This window comes from Acidimicrobiia bacterium, assembly GCA_029210695.1.
In the GTDB taxonomy this organism is placed as follows: domain Bacteria; phylum Actinomycetota; class Acidimicrobiia; order Spongiisociales; family JAHEDJ01; genus JAHEDJ01.
Map to the genome: position 1 here is coordinate 28,406 of JARGFH010000025.1, position 22,147 is coordinate 50,552.

At 63.9% G+C, this 22,147-nt stretch carries 21 protein-coding genes; 7 read left to right on the plus strand and 14 right to left on the minus strand.

Going from position 1 to position 22,147, the window contains the following annotated elements; genetic code table 11:
• Positions 1 to 20: 20 nt before the first annotated feature.
• The 8 genes from P1T08_09725 to P1T08_09760 all read right to left on the minus strand — a co-directional run bounded on the left by P1T08_09725 (position 21) and on the right by P1T08_09760 (position 5,692).
• Positions 21 to 254, minus strand: a complete 234-nt coding sequence (locus P1T08_09725) for a HypC/HybG/HupF family hydrogenase formation chaperone (GenBank protein MDF1596354.1) — start codon at positions 252 to 254, stop codon at positions 21 to 23.
• The gene (locus tag P1T08_09730; GenBank protein MDF1596355.1) at positions 245 to 703 is read right to left on the minus strand and encodes a hydrogenase maturation protease; all 459 of its coding nucleotides are present in this window, start codon (positions 701 to 703) and stop codon (positions 245 to 247) included. The genes P1T08_09725 and P1T08_09730 overlap by 10 nt, the downstream gene beginning before the upstream one ends.
• Positions 700 to 2,004, minus strand: a complete 1,305-nt coding sequence (locus tag P1T08_09735; GenBank protein ID MDF1596356.1) for a nickel-dependent hydrogenase large subunit — start codon at positions 2,002 to 2,004, stop codon at positions 700 to 702. Before P1T08_09735 ends, P1T08_09730 begins: the two co-directional genes overlap by 4 nt.
• Positions 2,001 to 2,789 carry an oxidoreductase gene (locus tag P1T08_09740; GenBank protein MDF1596357.1) on the minus strand — a complete coding sequence of 263 codons (789 nt, stop codon included), beginning with the start codon at positions 2,787 to 2,789 and terminating at the stop codon, positions 2,001 to 2,003. Before P1T08_09740 ends, P1T08_09735 begins: the two co-directional genes overlap by 4 nt.
• On the minus strand, positions 2,786 to 3,598 hold the full coding sequence (locus tag P1T08_09745) for an FAD/NAD(P)-binding protein (protein ID MDF1596358.1): 813 nt from the start codon (positions 3,596 to 3,598) through the stop codon (positions 2,786 to 2,788). The genes P1T08_09740 and P1T08_09745 overlap by 4 nt, the downstream gene beginning before the upstream one ends.
• 28 nt (positions 3,599 to 3,626) lie before the next feature.
• The gene (locus P1T08_09750; protein ID MDF1596359.1) at positions 3,627 to 4,091 is read right to left on the minus strand and encodes a cyclic nucleotide-binding domain-containing protein; all 465 of its coding nucleotides are present in this window, start codon (positions 4,089 to 4,091) and stop codon (positions 3,627 to 3,629) included.
• The gene (locus P1T08_09755) at positions 4,088 to 5,194 is read right to left on the minus strand and encodes a 4Fe-4S dicluster domain-containing protein (GenBank protein ID MDF1596360.1); all 1,107 of its coding nucleotides are present in this window, start codon (positions 5,192 to 5,194) and stop codon (positions 4,088 to 4,090) included. Before P1T08_09755 ends, P1T08_09750 begins: the two co-directional genes overlap by 4 nt.
• Before the next feature lie 135 nt (positions 5,195 to 5,329).
• Positions 5,330 to 5,692: a DUF6326 family protein gene (locus P1T08_09760; protein ID MDF1596361.1), complete on the minus strand. Its 363-nt coding sequence runs from the start codon at positions 5,690 to 5,692 to the stop codon at positions 5,330 to 5,332.
• Positions 5,693 to 5,972: 280 nt separating this feature from the next.
• On the opposite strand from P1T08_09760, the gene P1T08_09765 reads away from it, so the two are divergent.
• Complete coding sequence (locus P1T08_09765; protein ID MDF1596362.1) at positions 5,973 to 6,977, plus strand: NAD(P)-dependent alcohol dehydrogenase; 1,005 nt, start codon at positions 5,973 to 5,975, stop codon at positions 6,975 to 6,977.
• A 37-nt stretch (positions 6,978 to 7,014) separates the two neighbouring features.
• On the opposite strand, the gene P1T08_09770 is transcribed toward P1T08_09765, so the two are convergent.
• Positions 7,015 to 8,823 carry a DUF2207 domain-containing protein gene (locus P1T08_09770; GenBank protein MDF1596363.1) on the minus strand — a complete coding sequence of 603 codons (1,809 nt, stop codon included), beginning with the start codon at positions 8,821 to 8,823 and terminating at the stop codon, positions 7,015 to 7,017.
• Positions 8,824 to 8,876: 53 nt separating this feature from the next.
• Positions 8,877 to 9,422 (minus strand): LemA family protein, encoded by a 546-nt coding sequence (locus P1T08_09775; protein MDF1596364.1) that lies wholly within the window; start codon positions 9,420 to 9,422, stop codon positions 8,877 to 8,879.
• A gap of 222 nt (positions 9,423 to 9,644) precedes the next feature.
• On the opposite strand from P1T08_09775, the gene P1T08_09780 reads away from it, so the two are divergent.
• Complete coding sequence (locus P1T08_09780) at positions 9,645 to 10,694, plus strand: glycosyltransferase family 4 protein (GenBank protein MDF1596365.1); 1,050 nt, start codon at positions 9,645 to 9,647, stop codon at positions 10,692 to 10,694.
• 10 nt (positions 10,695 to 10,704) lie between these two features.
• Here the strand turns inward: P1T08_09780 and P1T08_09785 are convergent, their stop codons facing one another.
• From P1T08_09785 to P1T08_09795, 3 genes are read right to left on the minus strand one after another with little or no spacing between them, the layout of a single operon-like run.
• Positions 10,705 to 12,165 carry a glycoside hydrolase family 130 protein gene (locus P1T08_09785; GenBank protein ID MDF1596366.1) on the minus strand — a complete coding sequence of 487 codons (1,461 nt, stop codon included), beginning with the start codon at positions 12,163 to 12,165 and terminating at the stop codon, positions 10,705 to 10,707.
• Positions 12,165 to 13,259 carry a glycosyltransferase gene (locus tag P1T08_09790; GenBank protein ID MDF1596367.1) on the minus strand — a complete coding sequence of 365 codons (1,095 nt, stop codon included), beginning with the start codon at positions 13,257 to 13,259 and terminating at the stop codon, positions 12,165 to 12,167. The genes P1T08_09785 and P1T08_09790 overlap by 1 nt, the downstream gene beginning before the upstream one ends.
• Positions 13,246 to 14,442 carry a glycosyltransferase gene (locus P1T08_09795; protein MDF1596368.1) on the minus strand — a complete coding sequence of 399 codons (1,197 nt, stop codon included), beginning with the start codon at positions 14,440 to 14,442 and terminating at the stop codon, positions 13,246 to 13,248. Before P1T08_09795 ends, P1T08_09790 begins: the two co-directional genes overlap by 14 nt.
• A 202-nt stretch (positions 14,443 to 14,644) precedes the next feature.
• Between P1T08_09795 and P1T08_09800 the strand changes: the two genes are divergently transcribed.
• The 4 genes from P1T08_09800 (at position 14,645) to P1T08_09815 (ending at position 17,556) form a co-directional block, all read left to right on the plus strand.
• Positions 14,645 to 14,812: a hypothetical protein gene (locus P1T08_09800; protein MDF1596369.1), complete on the plus strand. Its 168-nt coding sequence runs from the start codon at positions 14,645 to 14,647 to the stop codon at positions 14,810 to 14,812.
• A 375-nt stretch (positions 14,813 to 15,187) separates the two neighbouring features.
• Positions 15,188 to 15,430, plus strand: coding sequence for a hypothetical protein (locus tag P1T08_09805; protein MDF1596370.1), 243 nt, complete (start codon positions 15,188 to 15,190; stop codon positions 15,428 to 15,430).
• A 106-nt stretch (positions 15,431 to 15,536) separates the two neighbouring features.
• Positions 15,537 to 15,749 (plus strand): hypothetical protein, encoded by a 213-nt coding sequence (locus P1T08_09810; protein ID MDF1596371.1) that lies wholly within the window; start codon positions 15,537 to 15,539, stop codon positions 15,747 to 15,749.
• Between the two features lie 286 nt (positions 15,750 to 16,035).
• Positions 16,036 to 17,556 (plus strand): DEAD/DEAH box helicase, encoded by a 1,521-nt coding sequence (locus P1T08_09815; GenBank protein ID MDF1596372.1) that lies wholly within the window; start codon positions 16,036 to 16,038, stop codon positions 17,554 to 17,556.
• Positions 17,557 to 17,649: 93 nt separating this feature from the next.
• Here the strand turns inward: P1T08_09815 and P1T08_09820 are convergent, their stop codons facing one another.
• Entirely contained in the window at positions 17,650 to 19,110 is a 1,461-nt protein-coding gene (locus P1T08_09820) for a glycosyltransferase family 39 protein (GenBank protein MDF1596373.1), read from the minus strand.
• A gap of 402 nt (positions 19,111 to 19,512) precedes the next feature.
• On the opposite strand from P1T08_09820, the gene P1T08_09825 reads away from it, so the two are divergent.
• Positions 19,513 to 22,074 carry an efflux RND transporter permease subunit gene (locus P1T08_09825; GenBank protein MDF1596374.1) on the plus strand — a complete coding sequence of 854 codons (2,562 nt, stop codon included), beginning with the start codon at positions 19,513 to 19,515 and terminating at the stop codon, positions 22,072 to 22,074.
• Positions 22,075 to 22,147 lie beyond the last annotated feature (73 nt).

Here is a 22,147-nt window from a genome sequence, read left to right on the forward strand (position 1 = left end):
GAGGATGCTCGACCCGGTGATCAGCCAGATCCAAGCTCGGTACGGGCTCGCGCAATGGCGGCAGCCTCCTCATCGGTCAGCCGGCGCACTGCCAGGCCGGTGGCCACCAGCACCCAGTCCCCGGGGATGATCACCTCGCCTGCGAGCGTCAGCACGGCCAGGGAAAGGGACACGGTCCGGCCCTCCGAAACGCCAACGGCCCGGCTGCCGTCGGCGTCGACCGCCTCGATACGTGCGAGCCTGCTCAGGCACATACCGCCCTGACCTCCTCTGCGACCTGATGGATGAGACCGGGCAGAGCCAGCTCAACAGCTCTCGACAGACCGTGGCCGTCGCTCAGATCGGCCGGTTCGATGCCGTAGACGACCAACACCCCGGGGTTTCTGTCGAGGGCCCGCCCGAGCGCGACGGCCGACTCCAGGCCGGCACGGTGAGAGCTGAGGTGTGCGAACGTGGCGGGTATCGGGTCGACACCAACCTGGATGCGGTGCACCGTGCCGGGTGGGTCGCCGCCGCGCACGGCGTCGAGCACGATCGCCAGCCGGCGGCCCGCCCAGGCGTCCACGAGCCGGGTGGGCTCTCCATCGAGGAGCAGGACGTCTGCGTCGGGCACCATGGTCATGAGCGCCTCGGCGGCGGCGTGTCCCACTCCGTCGTCGCCCCGATAGGTGTTGCCGATCCCGATGATGACAACGTCGATCATGTTCGTACCACCGTGAGGTCGAGAAAGTGGGTGGCGCAGCTGATGCATGGATCGTGGTTGCGAATCGTCACCTCTGCGCCCTTCCGAAGTTCTTCGTCGTCCAGGCCGATGTTCGCCTGCACGTAGCGGGTCAGGTCGTCTTCGATGGCCGCCTGGTTCTGTGAGGTCGGCGGTGTGATGACGGCGTCGGTGATCACTCCATCATCACTCAACTTGTACCGGTGGTAGAGCAGGCCGCGCGGGGCCTCGGTAGCGCCGTGGCCGGTGCCGCCGCCGATCGTTGCCTCGAGGTACGGCCGGTCGGGTTCGTCGTATGCATCGACGATGGCGAGTCCCACCTCGATCACGTCGAGTGTTTCCACCGCCCGTACCACGATGCTTCGGAACGGATTGCTGCAATCAGCGGTCAAGCCGACTGCCCCGGCCGCGTCTGCGGCGACCGTCGTCAACCGGTCGAAGTTGAGGCGAAAGCGGGCCAGCGGACCGACCAGGTAGGTACCCCTGGCCCGGATCCGCGAGTGCAGCGCCGTCGAATGCTCGACATGTTCCTCCACGAAATGCTCCGGGTACTCCTGATCGGTGATGTCGAGGCCGCCGTCGGAGATGATCCGGCCGTCGAGGATGGCGTACTCGGTGGGATGGCGCAGCGCCACCATCTCATGGTCCACTTCGAGTTCGGGGAAATCGAGGCCGCCCACCAACTCCACCACCTCGGCCGCCATGTCCCTGGCATGCTCCAGCTTCGGTCGGAACGCCAGCAACTCCCTTCGCGTCGGCACCTTGTAGAAGCCGCCCACCTGCACGTTGATCGGGTGGATGGCGCGTCCGCCGATGAGCTCGAGCAGTTCGTTGCCGATCTTCTTGAGAGCCAGTGCGCGCTCTACTGCCGGGCGGTTGATGCCTGCCAGATCTATTGCGCTGTCCAAACCGAAGAAGTCGGGAAGGTGGAGGAAGTGAATGTGGAGGATGTGGCTCTCGATCCATTCGGCGCAATAGAGAAGGCGGCGGAGCTCCCGGAGCTGCCCGTTCACCTCGAGGCCGAGGGCATCTTCGATCGCCCGGCAGGCGCTCATCTGGTAGGCCACGGGACAGATCCCACAGATGCGGGCGGTGATGTCGGGCGGTTCGCTATATCGCCGGCCGCGAAGAAAACCTTCGAAGAAGCGGGGCGGCTCGTAGATGTTGAGTTCGACCCGGCCGACCGTCCCTTCGTGGATCTCCACCCGCATGGCTCCTTCGCCTTCGACGCGGGCGAGCTCCTCGGTGGTGAGGGTGCGGCTCGGCTTGGCCTTGTGGGTCATGGCCTCTCCTCCCGACGGCCGGCGGTGCGGAATGGTTCCGACCACGCGTTGAACGTATGGAACACCCGGTCGACGTCTTCTGCCGGCATGCCCACCTCGGTCAATGCACCGATGAGCGATTCGACATTGGGGGACTCCATGGGGCCGAAGCAGCCGTAGCAGCCCCGGTTGAATGCGGGGCACAACCCCCCGCAGCCCGCATGGGTCACCGGGCCCAGACACGGAGTGCCGTGGGCAACCAGCACGCAGGGGTTGCCGCGCTGCTTGCACTCAACGCACACGCAGTGGTCCCGAACGTTGGGTTTGCGACCGGCCAGGAACGCCCCGATTACCTCGAGCAGTTGCCGTTTGTCGATCGGGCAGCCGCGCAACTCGAAGTCGACCGGCACGTGGTCCGAGATGGGCGTCGAAGTACCCAGTGTTGAGAGGAACGAGGGGGTGGCATAGACCACCGAGAGGAATTCGTCGACGTCTGTGAAGTTGCGGAGCGCCTGAATCCCACCCGCGGTGGCGCAAGCTCCGATGGTTACCAGCGACTTCGACTCCGCGCGGACCTTGCGGATTCGATCCGCGTCGTGTGCGGTCGTGATCGAGCCTTCCACGAGCGACAGGTCGAAGGGTCCCGCCACGCGGGCGCTCGACGCCTCGAGGAAGTGGGCGATCTCGACACGGCCGGCGACTTCGAGCAGTTCGTCCTCGCAGTCCAGCAGGGTGAGCTGGCACCCGTCGCAGCTGGCGAACTTCCATACCGCCAGCTTCGGACGTGAACCCGATCGGTTGTTCATCGTTCCCTCACCAGCATCAGCTTCTCCATTCGGTCCCACGGGAACACCGGACCGTCCTTGCAGACGAACTCCGGCCCGAGCTGGCAGTGGCCGCAGTGGCCGATCGCACAACGCATGTTCCGTTCCATCGACAGCAGGATCTGACCGGGCGGCACACCGCGGTCGGCCAGGCCCGCCGCGACGAAACGCATCATCACCTCGGGGCCGCACACGACGGCGGTGGTATTGCCGAAGTCCACGGGAGCGCGGGAGAGCAACTTGGTGACCACGCCTACATCGCCCCGCCAGGACGGTGGGGCGGCGTCGACGGTGACGGCGACATCGATATCGAACCGCCCCCGCCACTGCTCGAGTTCCCTGACAAACATCAGCGATCCCGGGTCTCGTGCACCTACCAGCAGTACCAGCCGCCCGAACCGGTGGCGGTTGGTCAGCGCCTCCAGCATGGCGGGTCGCAATGGAGCGAGGCCCAGGCCACCGGCCACAATCAGCAGGTCGTGGCCCGTTGCCCGGTCCAGGTCCCACCCGACCCCAAACGGACCGCGCACCCCGATCACGTCGCCGACCGCGGTCGTGCACAGCGCTTTGGTGACGGCTCCCACCGACCGGATCGTGTGTTCTAGCTCACCGCTGCCGTTGCCGAGGCCGCTGATCGAAATCGGTACTTCCCCGACGCCGAAGGCCAGGAGCATCTCGAACTGTCCCGGCTTCGGATCTGCGAGCTGCCCTGCAATGGGGGCGATGCGGATCGTGACCGTGTCGGCCAACTCCTGATGGCGCGCCTCGACGCGGTACAGAACCGGGGTCATTGGGCCCCGGCCGGCGGGCTCGTTGGAGTCAGCCGGCATGGTTCCCGTAGAGGTCGAGCAGTTGGAGCCGGGTCGCCTGGAGGCGATCTCGCATCAGCCGGGCGAAGCTCTTGAACACCTGGTAGCCGAGGAGCGGCTCTTGATCGCATTTGTTCCGCAGGCACTCGGCGTCCATGGCGATCGCCGAGGTGGGATCGATCGCCGTGGAGCTGAACTCCCAGCGGTACGGAGGGAATGGCCAGGATACGCCGATCACCTCGTCTGGTCCGAGCGTTTCGATCAGAACAGTGCCCCGATTGGGTACCGTGACGCCCACCGATGCTTTCCCGCTGCGTATCAGGTAGAACTCGTTGGCGGGTGCGCCCTCGGTCAGTATCTGTTCGCCTGCCGCGAAGTGCACGTTGTGCCCGCAGCCTGCCATCAGCTCGAGCAGATCGGGGTGGAAGTCTCGAAAGAGCAGATGCTCGCCGAGCAGGTCGCGGATCGATTTCATGACGGGCCTCCGGGGTCGAGAGCAAGGGCGGCCATCTCGGCGGTGAGGTCGATGCCGACCGGGCACCAGGTGATGCAGCGGCCGCAGCCGACACAGCCGGATGTGCCGAACTGGTCGTGCCAGGTGACCAGCTTGTGCAGCAGCCACTGGCGATAGCGGGACTTGGTGGACGTGCGCACGGGAGCGCCGGCCAGGAACGAGAAGTCGAGTGCAAAACAGGAGTCCCAACTTCGCCACCGTTCGGAGACGGCACCGCTCAGGTCGGTCGTGTCCTCGGTGGTGCTGCAGAAGCAGGTAGGGCAGACCATCGTGCAGTTGGCGCACGCCAGGCAGCGGCGGGCTACCGCCTCCCATTGGGGATGTTCGAACCGTTCGGCGGCCGCCGTGGGGTGGGTGGGGTCGAGGTGGCGGCCCATGTTGTGGGTGGCGTTGCTCACCAGTTGGCCGGCGGCTGCCAGGTCGGCTTGGTTTGGTGCCCTGCCATTCACCGATCCGAGCAGGTCTTTGCCCTCGTCGGTAGCGGCTTCAGCCAGGAACTCATGGCGGTCTCCGGTGCACAGCTCGGTGAGGGCGATGTCGTAGCCGACGGTGGGAGCAGGACCGGTTCCCATCGATACGCAGAAGCAGGTTCCGCCGGGCCGGGCGCAGGTGGCCGCAACCACAAACAGCTGCTCGCGCCGCGCTGCATAGGTCGGGTCGACCGGATCGAGTAGGACTCGATCGAGGATGTCGAGCGCGTGGACGTCGCACGATCGAATGCCGAAGAAGGCCAGAGGTTGAGCGTCGGGGGCAGGCTCCTCGATGGTCACCGACCCGTTGTTCCGACTTGCCCGCATCAACATGGTGCGCGGCGGGTACAACCAGCTTTTCCACGCCAACGCCGGCGTGGCGTGACCGAACAGCTCGGGCCGGTGGAGCCGTTCGAGCCGGTAGCTCCCGCCATCCTGGTGCTCTGTCCAACCTGCGGGCAGATCGTCGATGCCATCGATTGTGTCGAGGCTGATCGTGGCGTTGCGAAGAACCGGCGCGATCACCTTCCGACCATCGTCTCGCAGATGGTCAATGAGCGCCGCCACCGCGTCGAGGGACAGCATCATCGCCATGAATTCGACGGTACGCCCGACACGTGCTCTGCGCCAGGGACGGAGGTCCTAATCGTCACGGCGACCGGAGTTTGTCTCCAGCTGCTTCTTCACCGGGATCGCGCGGCCTCCCTGGATGGAGCACGGGCGCGAGGGCTAGGTCCACGTCCATGCGTTCCAGATGATCGCTCCGTTGAAGATGAAGCTGAAGATGAGTAGGAAGTTGTCGTAGGCCCCCGGGTACGGCATGCCGATGAGATTGAAGATGACCAGAAAGGCGGCTGCGACGACGTTGACCCAGCGGATGGTGGGATACGGCACGGTTAGGGCAAGGACCACCATGACAATCGGGATCAGCATCAGCACGGCGGCCGCGATCCACATTGCCTGGTTTGCTTCCTGGCCGTCGATTTCACCGGCGGTGAAGTCACCGGCGAAGATCCGCAGCACGTCCCCCAGTAAGTAGGTCAGCATCATTGCTACCCAGAGCCCTGAGAGGATGATCCTCACGTCTTCCATGATTCCTCTTTCTTCACGATGGCCCGGCTGCGCCACTACCGGGTTCCTTCTTCTGCAGCTCTCGTGTCCTACTCCTTGTACAACCCCAGCCGACCCGATTTCTAGAGGACTAGGTCCCTCAACCGGACTGAGGGGGTTACCGGGACGGGCCATTCGGCCCTAGTGATCAACGTGCGTCCGGCTCGAGTTCAGTCCCTCTGTCGATGTCGGGACCCTCAACAGGCCCTTTGGCCCTTGCCCCGAAGCGATCCCTTTCGTCCAATGAACGGAGGTGGGATCGATGACACAAGCTGACTCTGCCCTGAATGAGGAGAACACCATGAAGGCAATGGTTCACGATGAGTACGGTCCGCCTTCTGTACTGGGCCTCAAGGAGATCGACACGCCGCGCCCCAAAGACGACGAAGTGCTGATTCGGGTCCGCGCCGCCGGTGTCAACTGGGCCGACTGGTCCATGGTGCGAGGCATGCCGTACATCATGCGGCTGGGGTACGGGTTGCGAAAACCTAGGAAAGGGCTCCGGGGCACCGATGTTGCCGGTGAGGTGGAGGCGATCGGCGCCGACGTTACAAACGTCAAGCCGGGGGATCAGGTTTTCGGTTGGTGCACGGGCGCCTTCGCCGAGTACGTGTGCACAGGTGAGGGCAGTGTTGTCTTGATGCCGCCCAGCCTCACGTTCGAGCAGGCGGCGGCCGTTCCGATGGCCGGGATGGTTGCCCTGCAAGCCCTCCGCAACGTCGGAAAGGTGCAGCGAGGACAGAAGGTCCTGGTTGTCGGGGCATCCGGCGGTATCGGGTCGTTCGCCGTGCAGATCGCCAGGTCAATAGGGGCGGAAGTCACCGGCGTGTGCAGCACGAACAACATGGAACTGGTCCGTTCGATCGGCGCAGAGCATGTCATCGATTACACCCGGGACGACTTCACGCAGGGAGACCAGCGTTACGACCTCATCCTCGACATCGCCGACAAGCAATCGCTGTCTGTTCGTCGGCGTGTGCTGGTGCCCAAGGGGACTCTCATCCCCAACAGCGGCCACGGTGGCCCGTGGTTCGGGAGTGTTGGCCGGATCTTCAGGGCCTGGATGGTGTCGCCCTTCGTGGGTCACCGCCTGCACCCGTTTCTGTCACTCCCGAAGCAGGAGGACCTCGTTGCTCTGGTCGAGCTGATCGAGTCCGGGGACGTAACGCCGATCGTCGACAGGACGTACCCCCTCATCGAAGCCGGTGAAGCCGTCGCCTATGTCGGAGCGGGCCACGCACGAGGGAAAACCGTCATCAACGTGTGAGGTTTCGACCGCCGTTGATCGGTCGGGCCGTCTTGTGTTACCAGGCGCCGCCCCCACCACCGCCACCGCCGCCACCGCCGCCGCCACTGAACCCGCCGCCTGATGAGCTCGGGGGAGCGAAAGCGCCGCTCAGTGCCGATTGCAGTCCGGCCAGGGCGTTGGTGGAGTGGCCGCCGGAAAACCCCTGCGAGCCGTACCAGTAGATGTGACTGGTCTGGGCTAGTTCCTCCGGTGCGTGGATCCGGGCCGCCTCCAGCACATCGTCCGCTACCCCCAGGGTGATTGCGTATACGAGGTACTCGTCCCAGAGACCTAGCGCGATCGGCGGTGCTTCGTGCAGGCGGCTGAAGTCCTGCAAATACCTCTTGAACGCCTGCCAGCGCACCGCCAGCAGTGCACCCTCGTTGGTGCGTTTCACCCAACCCGTCTGTTTGACCCCGAAAACCAGCAAGACGGCGGCGTTGATGAAGAAGGCAATGACGAGGCCGGGCACGAGCACCGGCGTCCACCTTGTGCCGGCCACGGCAAGCGTGATCATAAATACGACCGCGAACACGGCGATGAGGATTCCGATGGTCAAGGCAAGCGGTTTGCCGCCTCTGCGGTCGAGCAGCCCGAGTCGAACCTGCTCTTCTCGAACTTCGCTCTCGAAGGTCTTGTAGGTGGCGGCGTTGGCTGCGGCATCCTCGCGAATCTCGTGGCGGAACTCGGTGAGCGCCAGAGGGCCGTCCGACAACACTCGCTCGAGGATCTCCATGACCGGCTTCTCCGTGGCCCCATCGGCGAGTTCGGTCCTGGCGAGTCCTATCTCGAGATCGGAGATGTCCTCACGACCCAGTCCCAGCCAGGTCTTCTTTTCGACGTTGACCGGCTGGGCGCGCAGGGCGCCGCGGCGGATCAGGTCAAACATCGTGGCGACGAAGTCCTCGGTGGCTGCCGAGCCTTGCCGGAGCAGTCCTCCGATCACAGCGGGCGGATGGTCGGAGGGCGGCTCCTGTTCATACTCCCGGTCGTAGGCAACCGCCGGTTCGCGCCCATGCCGGCGATAGATGACGAATACCGCAATAGTGGCCGGTAGGAAAGCCATCAATGCGATGATTACGGCCAGGACGACGAGAAGGCTCCGGGCGGTGGCCGCCTGGCTGTCCTGTGTCTGCTCATAGTTGAGTATTTCATCGAGGCCGTTGCCGGCAATGACGGTCGCTCCATCGGTCGATCGCAGGTCGGAGCGAGGGAATACGACCCGGAGCTCCACCCACTGGCCGGCGGGGATTCCGTCAGCCGTCAGGCTCGGTGAGGTTCCACTCGCCCCGAGCGAGGTTGCCCCGTTGACGGAGCGAGGGTGGCCCCACAACAGCACGTCGCCCGACGACTGGTCGCCAGGCAAGTACATCGCCGCAAAGAGGTTGTCGAGCGGCTGCTCCCACTGGTCGCCCCATACCTTCAGGTTGACGTCGACCACATCGTCGTATGCAACTGCCAGTCCGAGGATTCGATAGCTGATCGTGAAAGTGCGGGCTTCGATGTAGGCGTCGTAGTGCCACACAACCCGCACCGACCCGGCCCGCCGCTCGACCCCGAACGTTCCCGGATCGCCGTACGAGCCGAGTTCCGTCGAGGCGCCCGGCTGGTAGGCCACACCAGCCTCGGCGACCCGGACGTCGACCACCTCTTCCCCGGCTCGGAGCGGTATGTCGCGCCAGGCTCCCGAGAACGAGTCATCGAACACGAACGTGATGTGTTCGGCCACCGAAACCGAACCATCCGGTTCGACGACGACTTCGACGTCGGCATTGGTGAGGTCGAAGGACTTGGCGTCTGCAGGTGCGGCCGCGAGAAACGACAACAGCGTCGCCAGGACGGCGACGAAGCCGATCGACCGATGGCGCCCGACTCGCTTCAGAAACGCACCTCCGGCGCCTGATCCGCCTCCGGAGGGGCGTCGAAAAACGGTTTCACGGCGAAGCCGGTCATCGCCGCCACCAGGTTGGACGGCACCGTCTGAACCCGGTTGTTGAACGTGAGGACGGCATCGTTGTAGATCTGGCGGGACACGGCCACCTTGTTCTCGGTCTCGGCCAGCTGCGCTTGGAGCTCCGAGAAGTTCTGGCTGGCTTTCAGGTCTGGATAGGACTCGGCCAGGGCAAACAGTTGCCGGAGCGCACCGGTGAGGAAGTTGTCAGCCTTTGCCTGCTCCTCGACCGTCCCGGCTGCCAGCGCCTGGTTCCTCGCTTCCACAACCTGCTCGAACGTGGATTGCTCATGGGCGGCATAGCCCTTGACGGTTTCCACGAGATTCGGGATCAGGTCGTACCGCCGCTTCAGTTGGACGTCGACCTGCGCCCATGCATTGTCCGTCCGGTTGCGGAGCCGGACCAGCCCGTTGTAGATAACGACAACTGCCGCTATCAGGAGGATGATCACGCCACCAATCGCATACCCCACGCGTTTCCCTTCTCGTCGGCTGTCGAGGATTCTAGGGATTCAACACGGAGGCCCGGACCAAGGGTGGTACGGGAGTTCTTCCACCCGCCGCTCAACTCCTACAGCACGAGGATCCCGCTCGCCCGAGGTTCGAACGCTGCCGCAACCGGAGTGAGAGAATGTGACGGACACCGCAGACAGGCCAATGCCGATTCGTACTCCGGCGGGGGAAGGTTGAGCTGAGTGAACAACGCTACGAATACCCGTCATGCCTGGGATCCGCTCCGGGTGGCGGTGCTCGCCCCGATTTCGTGGCGGGTTCCACCCCGGCACTACGGACCCTGGGAGCAGTTCGTCTCGCTGCTCACCGAGGGGCTGGTGGCTCGCGGAGTCGACGTCACCCTGTTCGCCACGGCCGATTCCGTTACGTCGGCCCGATTGGTGGGCATAGCCCCTACCGGGTACTCGGAAGACCCGACTCTCGACGCCAAGGTGTGGGAGGCGCTTCACATTGCTGCCGTGTTCGAGCGCGCCGGAGAGTTCGACTTGATTCACAACAGCTTCGACTTCTTGCCGCTCACCTTCACGAGACTGGTCGAGACGCCGATCGTCACCACGATTCACGGATTCGCCTCAGACGCCACGCTGCCTGTCTACCTGGAATACGCCGACCGGGTGCGGTACGTTGCGATCAGCGACGCCGACCGACACCCGGCTCTTCCCTACGCGGCAACGATTCATCACGGCATCGACATCGAGTCTTTCGATGTCGGTCCCGGCGGGGACTCGTTGGTATTCTTTGGGAGGATTCATCCCGACAAGGGAACGGCCACTGCGATTGAAGTGGCCGGCCGGGCGGGAATTCCGCTCGTGATCGCAGGTATCGTCCAGGACCGCGAGTACTTCGAGCGCGCCGTTGAGCCGCACATCGACGGCGATCGCGTGAGCTATCTGGGGCCGGTCGGCCCGGAGGTCCGCCAGGAGGTCCTGGGCGGTGCCCGGGCGCTTCTTCACTTGATCGACTTCGACGAGCCATTCGGGTTCAGTGTGGTTGAGGCGATGGCCTGCGGGACCCCGGTGATCGCGCATCAGCGCGGGTCGATGGGAGAGATCATTCAGCCGGGTGTGAACGGGTTCCTGGTCTCGACCGGAGAGGAAGCGGTGGCTGCTGCTCGCGATGCCGGCCTTCTCGACCGCCCGGGCGTCCGCAACTCGATCGTGGGGAGATTCGACGCGGCCAGGATGGTCGACGACTACCTGCGGCTATACCGACGGATTCTCGAGGACGGCTGAGAGGTTCGGTTCAGGTCAACGCGGCTAGGAGCGCATCAACCGGCGCCGTGGCAAAGGTGGTGGACGTATCGGAAGCGCCGTATGCGATCACAAGGCGATCGCCGTGGATCAGCGATCCGCACGAATAGACGACGTTGGGTACGTAGCCATCTCGTTCGCTTTCGTCGGGTACCAACAGGGGTTCGCGGAGGTGACCGATGACCAGGCGGGGGTCGTCGATGTCGAGCAGGATGGCACCGAGGGAATACTGCCGCATTGGACCGACCGCATGGGTGATCACCAACCACCCCGCTTCAGTCTCGATCGGAGCGCCGCCGTTACCGATCTGCATCAGCTCCCATGGACGGGCCGGAAGCTGAATCCGCTCGGCATCGTGCCAGAACCGTACGTTCTCCGACAGCATGAGGTAGTTGCTCTCCCCGTCGCACCTGGCCAGGGCCGCGTACGCTCCGGCGACTCGCCGGGGGAAGATGGCTATGCCTTTGTTCCGGGCGGCCGGTCCGTTGAGAGTGGCGATTCGAAAGGTCTCGAAGTCGACCGTCTCGATGAGCTGGGGGAGAATGCTGAAGCCGTCGAAAGCCGTGTAGGTGGCGTAGTAGAGAACCGATCCGTCGGCCTCGACGAACCGGACCCATCTGGCGTCTTCCATGCCCTGGCTCTCGGTTGGCCCGCTCGGGTACAGCACCCTCTGTGAGACCTCCGAGTGTGGAGGGAACGTGAGCTCATAGTTGGACGAAGCCAGCCAGTGCATCACCTGGAGGACATGTTGGACTTCGTGCGAGGCTTCTGTTCTACCGAGTTCGGCGAGCGACGCGTCGAGGTGTGCCATCGTGAACTTGTCGCCGAGGCGACCCAGCGTTTGGGCGACGAGGCCATCGCCGGCACCCAACTCCTCGAGCTTGGCACCAAACAGCTCCTTGTCGAACTCCGGGGATCGGCGATTGCCGATTACCGGCACGCCGGCCGTTGCGAACTCGATCTCTCCCTCCGGTCCCAGCACTCCGGTCCGAAACTCGATCGACGAGACATGACCTTCGCCAATCGCTCGAAAGCTGACGATTACCCGAAGCGAGCCGTCTGCCACACCGGTTTGGTCGGGAGCTTCGACGATCGAAGGGTTGGTGAGTGCGGCGGATTCCAGGGAGTACTCGTGTGCGAAGTAGGCCCCGATGAGCCGTTGCAGGTCGCCGGAGAGCCCGGCCGCATCGGGAACCGCGTGCGCCACGGCAGAGAAACCTCTTATGAATACTTCATCGAGGTCCAGGTGCCGTTGGCCGAATGTCTTCCGGAGCTGTTCGAGTGTGTCTTCCGACTCATTGGAGGGCAGTGCCAGAATCCGCTGAATCATCTGCTCGATTCGGGTCCTCCCCTCGGCCGAGACCGGATCGGCGGGAAGGTAGGGCTTGGTGATGAGCCGTCGTGGGTCCGGGAGCAACTCTACGTGCGACCGTGTGATGGGGACGGAGGGCATCAGTGGGTCGTCGCCACGTCACCAGCCGGTGTGCACAGGGCGGCAATCTGAAGGGCAGCTATCCCGGCGAGGGTCGATTCTGCGCCACGGTTCTCGTTGACCGAATCCTCCATCAGACCGTCGCAGGTTCCGCCTGTGACCCGGTCGTAGAGCACCATTCCTGTGTCGTTTCGTCCCAAGAACCAGCGGGCCGCATTGACGGCGCGCACTCGCCACACCGGGTTGCCGGTCACGGACCATGCCCGGTAGCAGGCGTCGGCCATCGCCCATGCCTCGATCGGTTGCTGGTCGAAGGCAGGGCGCGGCTCCCCCGGAGTCAATCCGACGGATGGGGTGAAGCTGAAATACTCACCGTTCGTCTCGACGCCGACCAGCCACTCGAGCAGTCTGATGCCGATCGAGACCATTTGGCGATTGCCGAGCGTTGCACCTGCCGCGAGCAGCGCCTCCGGCAGGCGAGGGTTGTCGTAGGTGAGCCGATTCTCCGGCCAGGGAATCCTGGCGCGGGCGGCGCCGGCGATGATTTCTGACGTGCGCTCGAGGAGATCTGTGGCAGCGGCGTGATCTGGATCGGCCCGCAGCATCTCGGCGGCACCGAGCGCGGCGTAGGCGTTGGATCGTAGGTGAGGCGAGTCGAACGAGTTGCAGGTCGCGAAGGCGTCGGCTCCCGCTCGACGCATCCATGCGGTCGTCCCCAGGTGGGCCACAACGCCAAGACCCCACCAGGCTCGGCCCTGGCTATCGTCGCTACCGACCTCATCGGTCCATTCGCCATCGGCCCGGCGGCGATTGTGAAATGTACCGGAGACGGTCCGAGCTTCCAGCAGGAACTCGAGATATGTAGCGGCCATATGTCCGAGTTCTTCGGTCGGCGCGGCCTCCCGGGACACAACTACCAGCGCGCGGGCGTTGTCGTCGGTGCAGAACCCATGCTCGATGCGGGGCGTTGTCATGCGGGCATGCTCCCAGAGGCCGTTCTCGTCTGTGAGGTCTCGGAGATGATCGAACGCCGGGAGCGGGAGTTGCAGCCGCTCGTCGAAAAACGAAGAGGAGGAAGGATGTCCGGAAGCTGTGGCCCGATCATCCGGCGACACGGTGCACCTCCCGTGCGATTCGTGGAGCACCAAAACGGCCTGCTTCTGCCACTCTTCCCATCATTGATCCAAACCGCTGTCCAATCGTTGGCCAATACCATCCGTTTGCCAGAGTTTGCGCTTCGTGGGCCATTTGGGCCGTCAGTCGCGCGTCGGTCAGTAGGCGGCGGAGCGCTGCGCTCATCGCGCCGGGGTCGCCATGCGGCACCGTGATGCCGGCGCCACCTGAGAGGAGTTCGACGGCATGGGAGAACTGTGTGGCGATCACAGGTTTGGACGCGGCGATCGCCTCCACCAGGACGCCCGAGGTCACCTGCTCGACAGACTCGTACGGAAGGACGACGAGGTCGGCGCTGCGCACCAACCTGGCGAGGCTCTTGCGGTCGAGGTACTGGTTGTCGAATTCGATGAGGTCTTCAAGCCCGAGATTGTGGACCAGGGAGATCAGGCTCTGTCGATACGACTCCCCGGCGGCTGCGCGAACGTGAGGATGCGTGGCTCCGGCGATCAGGTAGCGAGGAAGCGGATCAAGGTCGACGAGTTCGCCGAAGGCTTCGATGGCCGACTCGAGTCCCTTGCCTGGTCCAATCAGACCCCACGTGAGGGCGAGTGGACGGTCGCCCGTCACCAGCGAAGGACCGGCGAACAGAGCATCTGCCCCGTGAGGGATCACTTCGACACGTTTCGGATCGACGCCATACCGGAGGATCAGCCTCTGTGATGCCGTCTGGCTCATAACCACCATACGGTCAACCTGTTCGGCGAGACGGTCGACGATCAAGCGCTGGTTCTCCGAGGGGTACTCGAGCACCGTGTGGAACGTGACCACCGTCGGCACGGTGAGTTTCGAGACGAGGTCGATGACCTCATCTCCGTCGGTCCCACCGAAGATCCCGAACTCGTGTTGGATCGACACGGCATCGAATGAGTTCAACGTTCGCGCCGCCTTCCTCAATGAAGCCCGGTCGCCGGTTCGGTGATGGAAGACAACGTCGGGCGTTATCGAATCGCTGGAGCGATCTGTGAGGTCGACGACCCCTAGACCGAATCTGGAGTCCCGGTCGCTGGCAACGGCGTTGACGAGCGATGCGGTGTAGCTGGCTATGCCGCAAACGGTGGGCGCGTATGTGCTCACGAATCCGATCGATGTGTCGTGTGAATCGATGTCCAATGAATCCTCCATTGAGTAGGCCCATCCATGTGACGAGCTGTGACGATCACTCGTCAAGCAGGGAAACCGGGTGCCAGGTCGGAGGCTCCGCGAGTAGAAGTGAACGGCGACTGAACCGCCGTGGTATGGATATGGTACACGGATGGCATGACTACCGATTCGCCTGGCCCTCATCGTCGGCAAATGGGACGTGTAGGGTGCACAGCGTGCGACAATGAGCATGGCAGCCAATTCGGCGGCCGGCATGGAGGCACTGATGGCAAGCAAAGACAAAGGTGGCAGAAGCGCCAAGAAACCAGCCGCCAAAGATCTGAAGCAGAAGCGCCTCGAGAAGAAGGCGAAGAAGAGTTCCCTCGAAGGAAAACCGAGCAAAGTCGTCTGACGAGACCAACGCCTCGAGTTGCCGGTGGGTCAACCATCCTCGGTCTTGCCGACCGGACTCATCGGGCGATTCATGGCGGCGCTCGTTGTTGCGATGCCCGCTTTCCGCCGCTATCGGCTAACCTTTCTTATTGCATAGGCAGAAACATTGAGGACGCAACCTCATCGTTCGCCGATTCGACACGGGTCCTGGGTGTGAATGTCCGCGGGTATTGCAGCCCGGTTCACTCGCCAAAGCCGGTATGCAGACCCCAGGAGGTCACCTCAATGACATCGACCGCAGCTTTTGTTTTGTTCAACCGACACCTTTGCTTCAGTTCTATCACCTTGTCCGCCGGTCGGCCGGCCTGACATGGCACAACGAGGACGCGAAGGCATGGCAAAACGTGCTCGAGAGCGGGCACGGCAGGAAAGACAGGACGCCAAGCGCATCAAGCGCGAATCCGGTCCCGACGCCGCTTCGGAGCCTGTTGAGGCCGACGACGAGTCGGCACTCATGGAGGAGTTCCATGAGTTGAGCGAGCGCCACGCCGCCGGGGTGGTCGGACAGGACGCCTACGACCAGGAGCGCCGGCGGATATTCGTCGAGCTCGGCATTGAATCTGAAGAGGATGGCTGAGCCGCTCAGCTCGCCGTCTCAACAACCCGGTCACGCCACGGTATCCCGTCGCGTTCGACCACACCTCTATCAACTGCCCCACCGGGGCCAACATCAAAGGAGTGCCATGAGGGCACAAATACAACCGCGAGAAGCGGCAACCATCGACATCAACCACCTCCAAATCGGTGGCACTTATGAAGCAAGAACTCAGGCGGGTCACGTCACGCTGGGGGAGTACCTCGGTATCGAGGTTGCCTACGACGACCGGCGGATCTTGCTGCGCGGCCGCGCAGGCACCGACTCGATCATCGTTGACCACCTAGCCTCGGTGGCCTGAGCGGAGGACTGAGACCCCGTCGTTCCTACGTTGGGGCTCCCGCCGACGAAGGACACTCGACGCAAGAACGGTCTCCGGTTTCGGGATTCCCTGCTATCGTTCCGCAAGCCGCACCGGGTGGAGGCCAGCGAATAGTCGCTTCCCCGGAGATCTCACGGCTTAGTTTCTCATCCGGTTGGACCGCCTCTTCGGCCGATTCTCGATCACCAAGGCGATGGACGCCGCGCGGTCGAGCGAGACATCGGCATATCCAACTATCGGTCCCCGTTGGGGGCCAGGAGTCATCATGACCACTACATTCGCCCATCTCGGGCTACCCGACACGCTCGTCCGTGCCCTCGCTAAGCGGGACATCGTCGAGCCATTCCCGGTACAGGCCGCCACCATCCCGGACGCCATTGCCGGAAGGGATGTGTCCGGCAAAGCCCCAACGGGATCCGGCAAGACGCTGGCGTTCGGGCTACCCCTGCTCGCCATGGTCGATAAGGCAACCCGCCATCAACCACGGGCGCTGATCCTGGCTCCCACCCGGGAACTCGCCGAGCAGATCAAGCAGGAACTTGCCCCGCTCGCCAGAGCAGTCGACCGCTCCGTCCACGCCGTATACGGCGGGGTTTCCTACGGCCCACAGAAGGGCGCCCTGCGCAACGGTGTCGACGTTCTGGTGGCCACTCCCGGGCGACTCGAGGACCTCATGGAGCAGCGATCCGTGGACCTGAGCCGCGTTGAAGTCGCCGTGGTCGATGAAGCAGACCGGATGGCCGACATGGGATTTCTTCCTGCGGTGCGGCGAATCCTCGACCGTACGGCCAAGCGTCGTCAGACCTTGCTGTTCTCGGCGACGCTCGATGGCGACATCGCTGTGCTGAGCCGTGACTATCAGACCAAACCCGTCCGGCACGAGGCCGGCACGGTCGAGCCGGAAACGATCGACGCCCGGCACCTGTTCTGGCTTGTGCAACACCATGACCGTGTTCAGCACACCGCAGACCTCATTGAGGCGGCCGGTCGCTCGATCGTATTCACCCGGACCCGCCACGGCGCCGACCGGCTCGCCAAGCAGTTGGACAAGCTGGGTGTCGCGGCGGTTGCCATGCACGGCGGGCGCTCCCAGAGCCAGCGCAGCAGGGCCCTCCAGACGTTCTCGTCCGGTCGGGCTCAGGCGCTCATTGCAACGGACGTTGCCGCGCGCGGAATCCATATCGAGGCGGTTGCATCCGTGATTCACTTTGATCCGCCGGGCGACGCCAAGGACTATCTCCATCGATCCGGTCGTACGGCTCGCGCCGGCGCCACCGGAACGGTGGTCAGCCTTGTAACCGGCGAGCAACAGAGAAACGTCCGCATCATGCAGCGAGATCTCGACCTGCGGGTTCCGATCGAGGCGCCCCAACTCGACGCGATCCAGCATGGCGGGTACAAGATGGGTGACCTGTCGCCGGTAAGCCGGGGCCGGGGAGCTTCCGGTCCGAAGAACGGAACTCATCGCGAACGGGCCGCCACCAGTCGGCCGGCTCCATCCGAGAACGTACCGCGTCATCCGGCCAGGGATGAGCAAAGTGTGTACGTGGCCAACCTGCCGTGGGACGCCACCGCCGACGACATTCAGACGTTGTTCGGCCGCTTCGGCGAGGTACGCCAGGCCACTGTGATCATCGACCGGCGTTCCGGGCGATCCAAGGGATTCGGCTTCGTCGACATGTCCGAGACCGCTGCGCGAACCGCGATCGAGGCGTTGCACGGCTCTGATTTGAAGGGTCGCGACCTCACGGTTCGCCTCGCCCAACCGAGGCAGTACGGCGGCTAGCCGTCCAACCTCAACGTTCCAGGTGGATCAACTCCCGGGTCGCAAGGCCCGGGAGTTTCACATGGCAGGCAATGAAGCCGGGATTGCGGCTTGTCAGTTGTAGTGACGGACCTGGTCCCAGATGTCGGCGAGCTGACCCTCTGGAGCAAGACACAGGAACAACGGCAAGCCGGCTTCCTCGTTCTCAACACCGTAGGGGTTCGTGATCGTGCCTGCCTGGACGGTGGTCGGGCAGATGCCGGCAAGAACGTCACCGATTTGACCAACCCCGATGATCGGCCCGTGGTGGCCCGGCGGGCCCCACAACCAGTAGTTGTTGTGCCCGCTCGTAGCGGGCGGCAACCCTACCTCGGGCCCGAGCACGTCAACCGCCCCGGCCTCGCCGTACGAACCGGTGAAGATGGCGACGTCGGCGCGCTGATCGACCGGGATCATCTCATAGACGGCGACGACCTGGTCGATCAGTTCGGGCCACCCGACGGTCTCGCCGAGTTCACCGGTGGCGTCCAGTACCGACATGTCCGACGGCGGGAGCAGCGGGAGCGCGATGAATAGCCCGATGAAGATTCCTGCTGCTGTGGCGCCGATCATGATCTTCCGCCGCCTCCCCTCCAGGCGTTCGAACCAGAGGGAGCCTGCCGCCAGCAGCGCCGGATACATCGGCGCAACGTAGTAGGCCTTGCCGCCGGTGAGGAGGAAGAACACGAACAAGAGCACGAAAGCGAGGCCGATCGGCCGCCAACGCTGCAGGTCGTCCGCCCGGAGGAGACGCCACAGTCCGACCGCCGCCGGAACTGCCAGGACGATCGAGAGCAGGCCGATCTGCTGCAATACGAACGCCACGGGGCCGTCGCTTCGCCCGGCGAGGGATCTGGCCATTTCCAGCTGCGGCAGGTCGTTGCCGATCTGCCAGATGAGGTTGGGGACGGCAATCAGAGCGGCCGTCCCCGCCCCGATCCATGGCCACTTCCCGCCCAGCAGGCTGCGCCGGGAAGAGGCAAGCAATGAGATCAGCACCGCCAGCGCCAGGAGGCCGATGAGATGCTTGTTCTGGAGGCCGACGCCGACGGCGAGTCCCAGCCCGAGCCACCAGCGGGGATCGTCGCCGTCGAGCAGGCGCACGAGCATCCAGGCGGCAAGGGTCCAAAGGAAGTAGTCGAAGGCGGCTGTGCTCAAGAGATGCCCCATTGCCAGGGCTACACCCGCTCCGCCGGCCGTGACCCCTGCGTAGACCCGGCTTTTCGTGCTGCCACCGAACCGCTTGGCCATCGCAGCCGCAAGGATCACGACGCCTCCGATCGCCACCGCCGGGAGAACGCGCAACGCAACCGGTGAGGTGCCGGCGAATTGCTCCGCCGCGTTGGCGATCAGAGGCGTGAGCGGTGGCTGGTCGACGAAGCCCCAATCGAGCCGCCGGCCGGCGACGAGGAAGTACAGCTCATCGCGATGGAATCCGTATCTCCCCGACGTCGACAACAAGAGGACGACGACGGCACCTACCGTCAACCATACGCGGCCGGGCAGCCGGCTCGGGTTGGGGTCAATAATGGTCATAGGCTGTGTTCCGGCGCTCGGGCAGGATCTCTTCCGTTGTGGTCCTCAGGGAAACATGACGTGAGCACGTCCCGCGCAGTACACAGGAGAAGATTCTCAGCTCTTCTCACAGTCCGCGTTCTCGCCATGTAGGTTACATGCAGGCTGGTGAGATTCCGGCGGTCACATCGGAATCCGGATTGGGATTATTCGCATGGGAGGCGCAGACCCTAACCTGCTCTGTTGTTACGACGGGGCCCATCCTGGGGACCATGGGTGGGCCGATCTCCGCTCGGGCTTTCGGCCTGCGGCATCCAACACCTTCCCTGTGCCACTTTGGCGCGTCCACGTGTCGACTTGGATGACACGTCGGCGCCGCATTTCGCGGACGGCAGTCCATTCTGAAGGCGGAGGTATCACAACATGATGCGCTGGTTGGTCGAGTGGAGTCTGAAGTTCCGCCGGATCGTTCTTGCCCTGACTGCGGGGATGCTGGTCTTCGGCATCTTTCAGCTCAACGACGTCAAGAAAGACATGCTGCCTGAGTTCAGCCCGGTGACCGTCGAAGTGCAGACCGAGGCCCTCGGTTTGTCGGCGGCCGAAGTAGAGCGCCTCATGACGATCCCACTCGAGCAAGACCTACTCAGCGGGGTCGCCTTTCTGGAGAGCATCGAGTCGGCCTCGTTGCCGGGACTGTCCTCGGTGGTTATGACGTTCGAACCGGGCACAGACCTGTTGGACGCCCGTCAGGTGGTCGCAGAGAGGCTGGCGCAGGCGGCCGGTCTCCCCCAGGTGGCCGCCCCGCCGCTGATGATCCAACCTTTGTCATCCACGGGGCGGGTGGCGATGGTGTCGATGTCTTCCGACGTGCTGAGTCCCATTGAGACGTCGGTGCTCGCCCGCTGGGTGGTAGTGCCGCGGCTCCTCGGGGTGAAGGGCGTTGCCAACATCTCGATCTGGGGTTTCCGGGACAGGCAACTGCAGGTGCTGGTGGATCCGGAGCGGCTGCAGGCTCAGGACGTGACATTGAGTCAGGTGATTCGCACTGCGGGCAACGCGCTCGAGGTTTCGCCGCTCACTTTCCTGCAGGCTTCGAGTCCGGGAACCGGGGGCTTCATCGACACGGTCAACCAGCGACTACACGTATTCCACGAGCAGGCGATCTCGACCCCCGAAGAACTCGCCCGGGTTACCGTGGAAGGCGAGGAAGGGGAGGCCGTCTACGTCGACGGACGACCTCTCTCGCTGGGCGAAGTAGCACAGATCGTGACGGGCCACCAGCCGCTCATCGGGGACGCCAGGTGTAGCTCCGGTCCATGCGTGTTGCTGGTAATCGAGAAATTCCCGGGAGCGAACACGCCGGAGGTCACGAATGACATCGACGCCGCGCTCCGCGCCCTCGGTCCGGGACTTCCCGGGTTGAAAATAGACAGTTCGATCTACCGGCCGGCGTCCTTCGTAGCGACTGCATTCAACAACCTGGGGATGATCTTGCTCATCGGCGCCTTCATGCTGCTGCTCGTGCTCGTGCTGTCGTTCCTGGATTGGAGGATGGTTCTGATTGCCGCAGTATCGATTGCCGCGGCACTCACCACGGCCGGCCTGGTGTTGTATGTCAGCGATGCGACGGTCAATGTGATGACTCTCGCCGGCCTCGTGCTGGCCGCCGGGGTCATCGTCGATGACGCGATCGTCGGTGCCTGGGCTCAATCAGCGGCTGCCCTGGAGCAGAGGGTCGAGGAGCGATCACCACTTCACCGTGTCCGCGATGCGGTCCTCCAGAGGCGGGGACCCACGCTCTACGCGGCAGTGATATCGGGTGCGGTGGTCCTGGTGTTCTTCTTCCTCGAGGGTGAGGGGGGCGCGTTCCTACCGCACATCGCATCCTCCTATCTGCTGGCGATAGCAGCCGCGCTGGTGGTGAGTTTGTCGGTCACCCCGGCGCTGAGTGCGCTTCTGTTGCAGGATCCACACGTCGTCAGAGCCGACGGTCGCGTCGTTCGGGCGATGAAGGAGAGGTACTCGGTAGGAATAGAGCGAATCGTTGGAAGACTCACCGCAGCTGCGGTCGTCTTCGTCGTGTTCGTCGGAGCGGCTCTGGCTGTCCTTCCGTTCTTCGATCAGTCCCTGCGCCCCGCCCTGCAACAGCGCGACGTGCTGGTCCGGTTGGATGCACCGCCCGGCACCTCTCTGGTTCGGATGGATGAGATCGCCGCACAGGCGGTCTACGACCTGGGGTCCTTGCCGGACGTCACCGGTGTCACCGCCCACGTAGGTCGGGCAATGACGTCCGACCAGGTAGTCAACGTCAATTCTGCCGAGATCTGGGCCAAGCTGGATGCAACGGCCGACTATGAGCCGGCACTGGTAGCCATCGAGCAACTGGCAGCCGGTATCGAAGGAGTGACCAGCAGAGTGCAGACGTACTCTGATCAGCGTGTCACCGAGATTCTGGGCAGGCCGGCGAACGAGCTGACCGTCCGCGTCTACGGCAACAACCCTGATGTCCTGCGGACATCTGCCGAAGAAGTCCTGGCCCTCGTTGAAGAGACGGATGGAGTGGCGAGCGCCGGCATCGATCTGCCCGCGGAGCAACCGACGATCGAGGTCGCCGTCGATCTCGACCGGGCGTACGCCCATGGCCTCAAACCCGGGGACGTCCGGCGGCGGGCGGCGACGCTGGTGTCGGGCATCGTCGTCGGGAACCTGTTCGAAGAGCAGAAGGTGTTTGACGTCGTCGTGTGGGGCGCTCCCGCCATCCGCCAGACGGTTGACGACGTTCGCGCCATCCAGATTCCGACTCCCGGCGGAACGGTCGTAACCCTCGGGGATGTTGCCGACGTGTCGGTGGAGCCGAATGCCACCGTCATCCGGCACGAAGCGGTGGAGTCCTACCTCGACGTTCTGGCAGCCGTCGATGGTCGCAACATCGAAGACGTGGCAGCTGAGATCGATGACGGTCTGGCGAAGCTGGCGCTACCCTGAGGTGTATCTGACTCTTTGATATAGGTCGCCGGGTTCCTAACCCAATTCATGGTCGGGTCCGGGGCGGGTTGTT

Bases quoted from the DNA above. Each gene is read 5' to 3' on its own strand.
- P1T08_09725 (MDF1596354.1), bottom strand. From the start codon at position 254: ATGTGCCTGAGCAGGCTCGCACGTATCGAGGCGGTCGACGCCGACGGC.
- P1T08_09730 (MDF1596355.1), bottom strand. From the start codon at position 703: ATGATCGACGTTGTCATCATCGGGATCGGCAACACCTATCGGGGCGAC.
- P1T08_09735 (MDF1596356.1), bottom strand. From the start codon at position 2,004: ATGACCCACAAGGCCAAGCCGAGCCGCACCCTCACCACCGAGGAGCTC.
- P1T08_09740 (MDF1596357.1), bottom strand. From the start codon at position 2,789: ATGAACAACCGATCGGGTTCACGTCCGAAGCTGGCGGTATGGAAGTTC.
- P1T08_09745 (MDF1596358.1), bottom strand. From the start codon at position 3,598: ATGACCCCGGTTCTGTACCGCGTCGAGGCGCGCCATCAGGAGTTGGCC.
- P1T08_09750 (MDF1596359.1), bottom strand. From the start codon at position 4,091: ATGAAATCGATCCGCGACCTGCTCGGCGAGCATCTGCTCTTTCGAGAC.
- P1T08_09755 (MDF1596360.1), bottom strand. From the start codon at position 5,194: ATGGCGATGATGCTGTCCCTCGACGCGGTGGCGGCGCTCATTGACCAT.
- P1T08_09760 (MDF1596361.1), bottom strand. From the start codon at position 5,692: ATGGAAGACGTGAGGATCATCCTCTCAGGGCTCTGGGTAGCAATGATG.
- P1T08_09765 (MDF1596362.1), top strand. From the start codon at position 5,973: ATGACACAAGCTGACTCTGCCCTGAATGAGGAGAACACCATGAAGGCA.
- P1T08_09785 (MDF1596366.1), bottom strand. From the start codon at position 12,165: ATGCCCTCCGTCCCCATCACACGGTCGCACGTAGAGTTGCTCCCGGAC.
- P1T08_09795 (MDF1596368.1), bottom strand. From the start codon at position 14,442: ATGGAGGATTCATTGGACATCGATTCACACGACACATCGATCGGATTC.
- P1T08_09800 (MDF1596369.1), top strand. From the start codon at position 14,645: ATGAGCATGGCAGCCAATTCGGCGGCCGGCATGGAGGCACTGATGGCA.
- P1T08_09805 (MDF1596370.1), top strand. From the start codon at position 15,188: ATGGCAAAACGTGCTCGAGAGCGGGCACGGCAGGAAAGACAGGACGCC.
- P1T08_09810 (MDF1596371.1), top strand. From the start codon at position 15,537: ATGAGGGCACAAATACAACCGCGAGAAGCGGCAACCATCGACATCAAC.
- P1T08_09815 (MDF1596372.1), top strand. From the start codon at position 16,036: ATGACCACTACATTCGCCCATCTCGGGCTACCCGACACGCTCGTCCGT.
- P1T08_09820 (MDF1596373.1), bottom strand. From the start codon at position 19,110: ATGACCATTATTGACCCCAACCCGAGCCGGCTGCCCGGCCGCGTATGG.
- P1T08_09825 (MDF1596374.1), top strand. From the start codon at position 19,513: ATGATGCGCTGGTTGGTCGAGTGGAGTCTGAAGTTCCGCCGGATCGTT.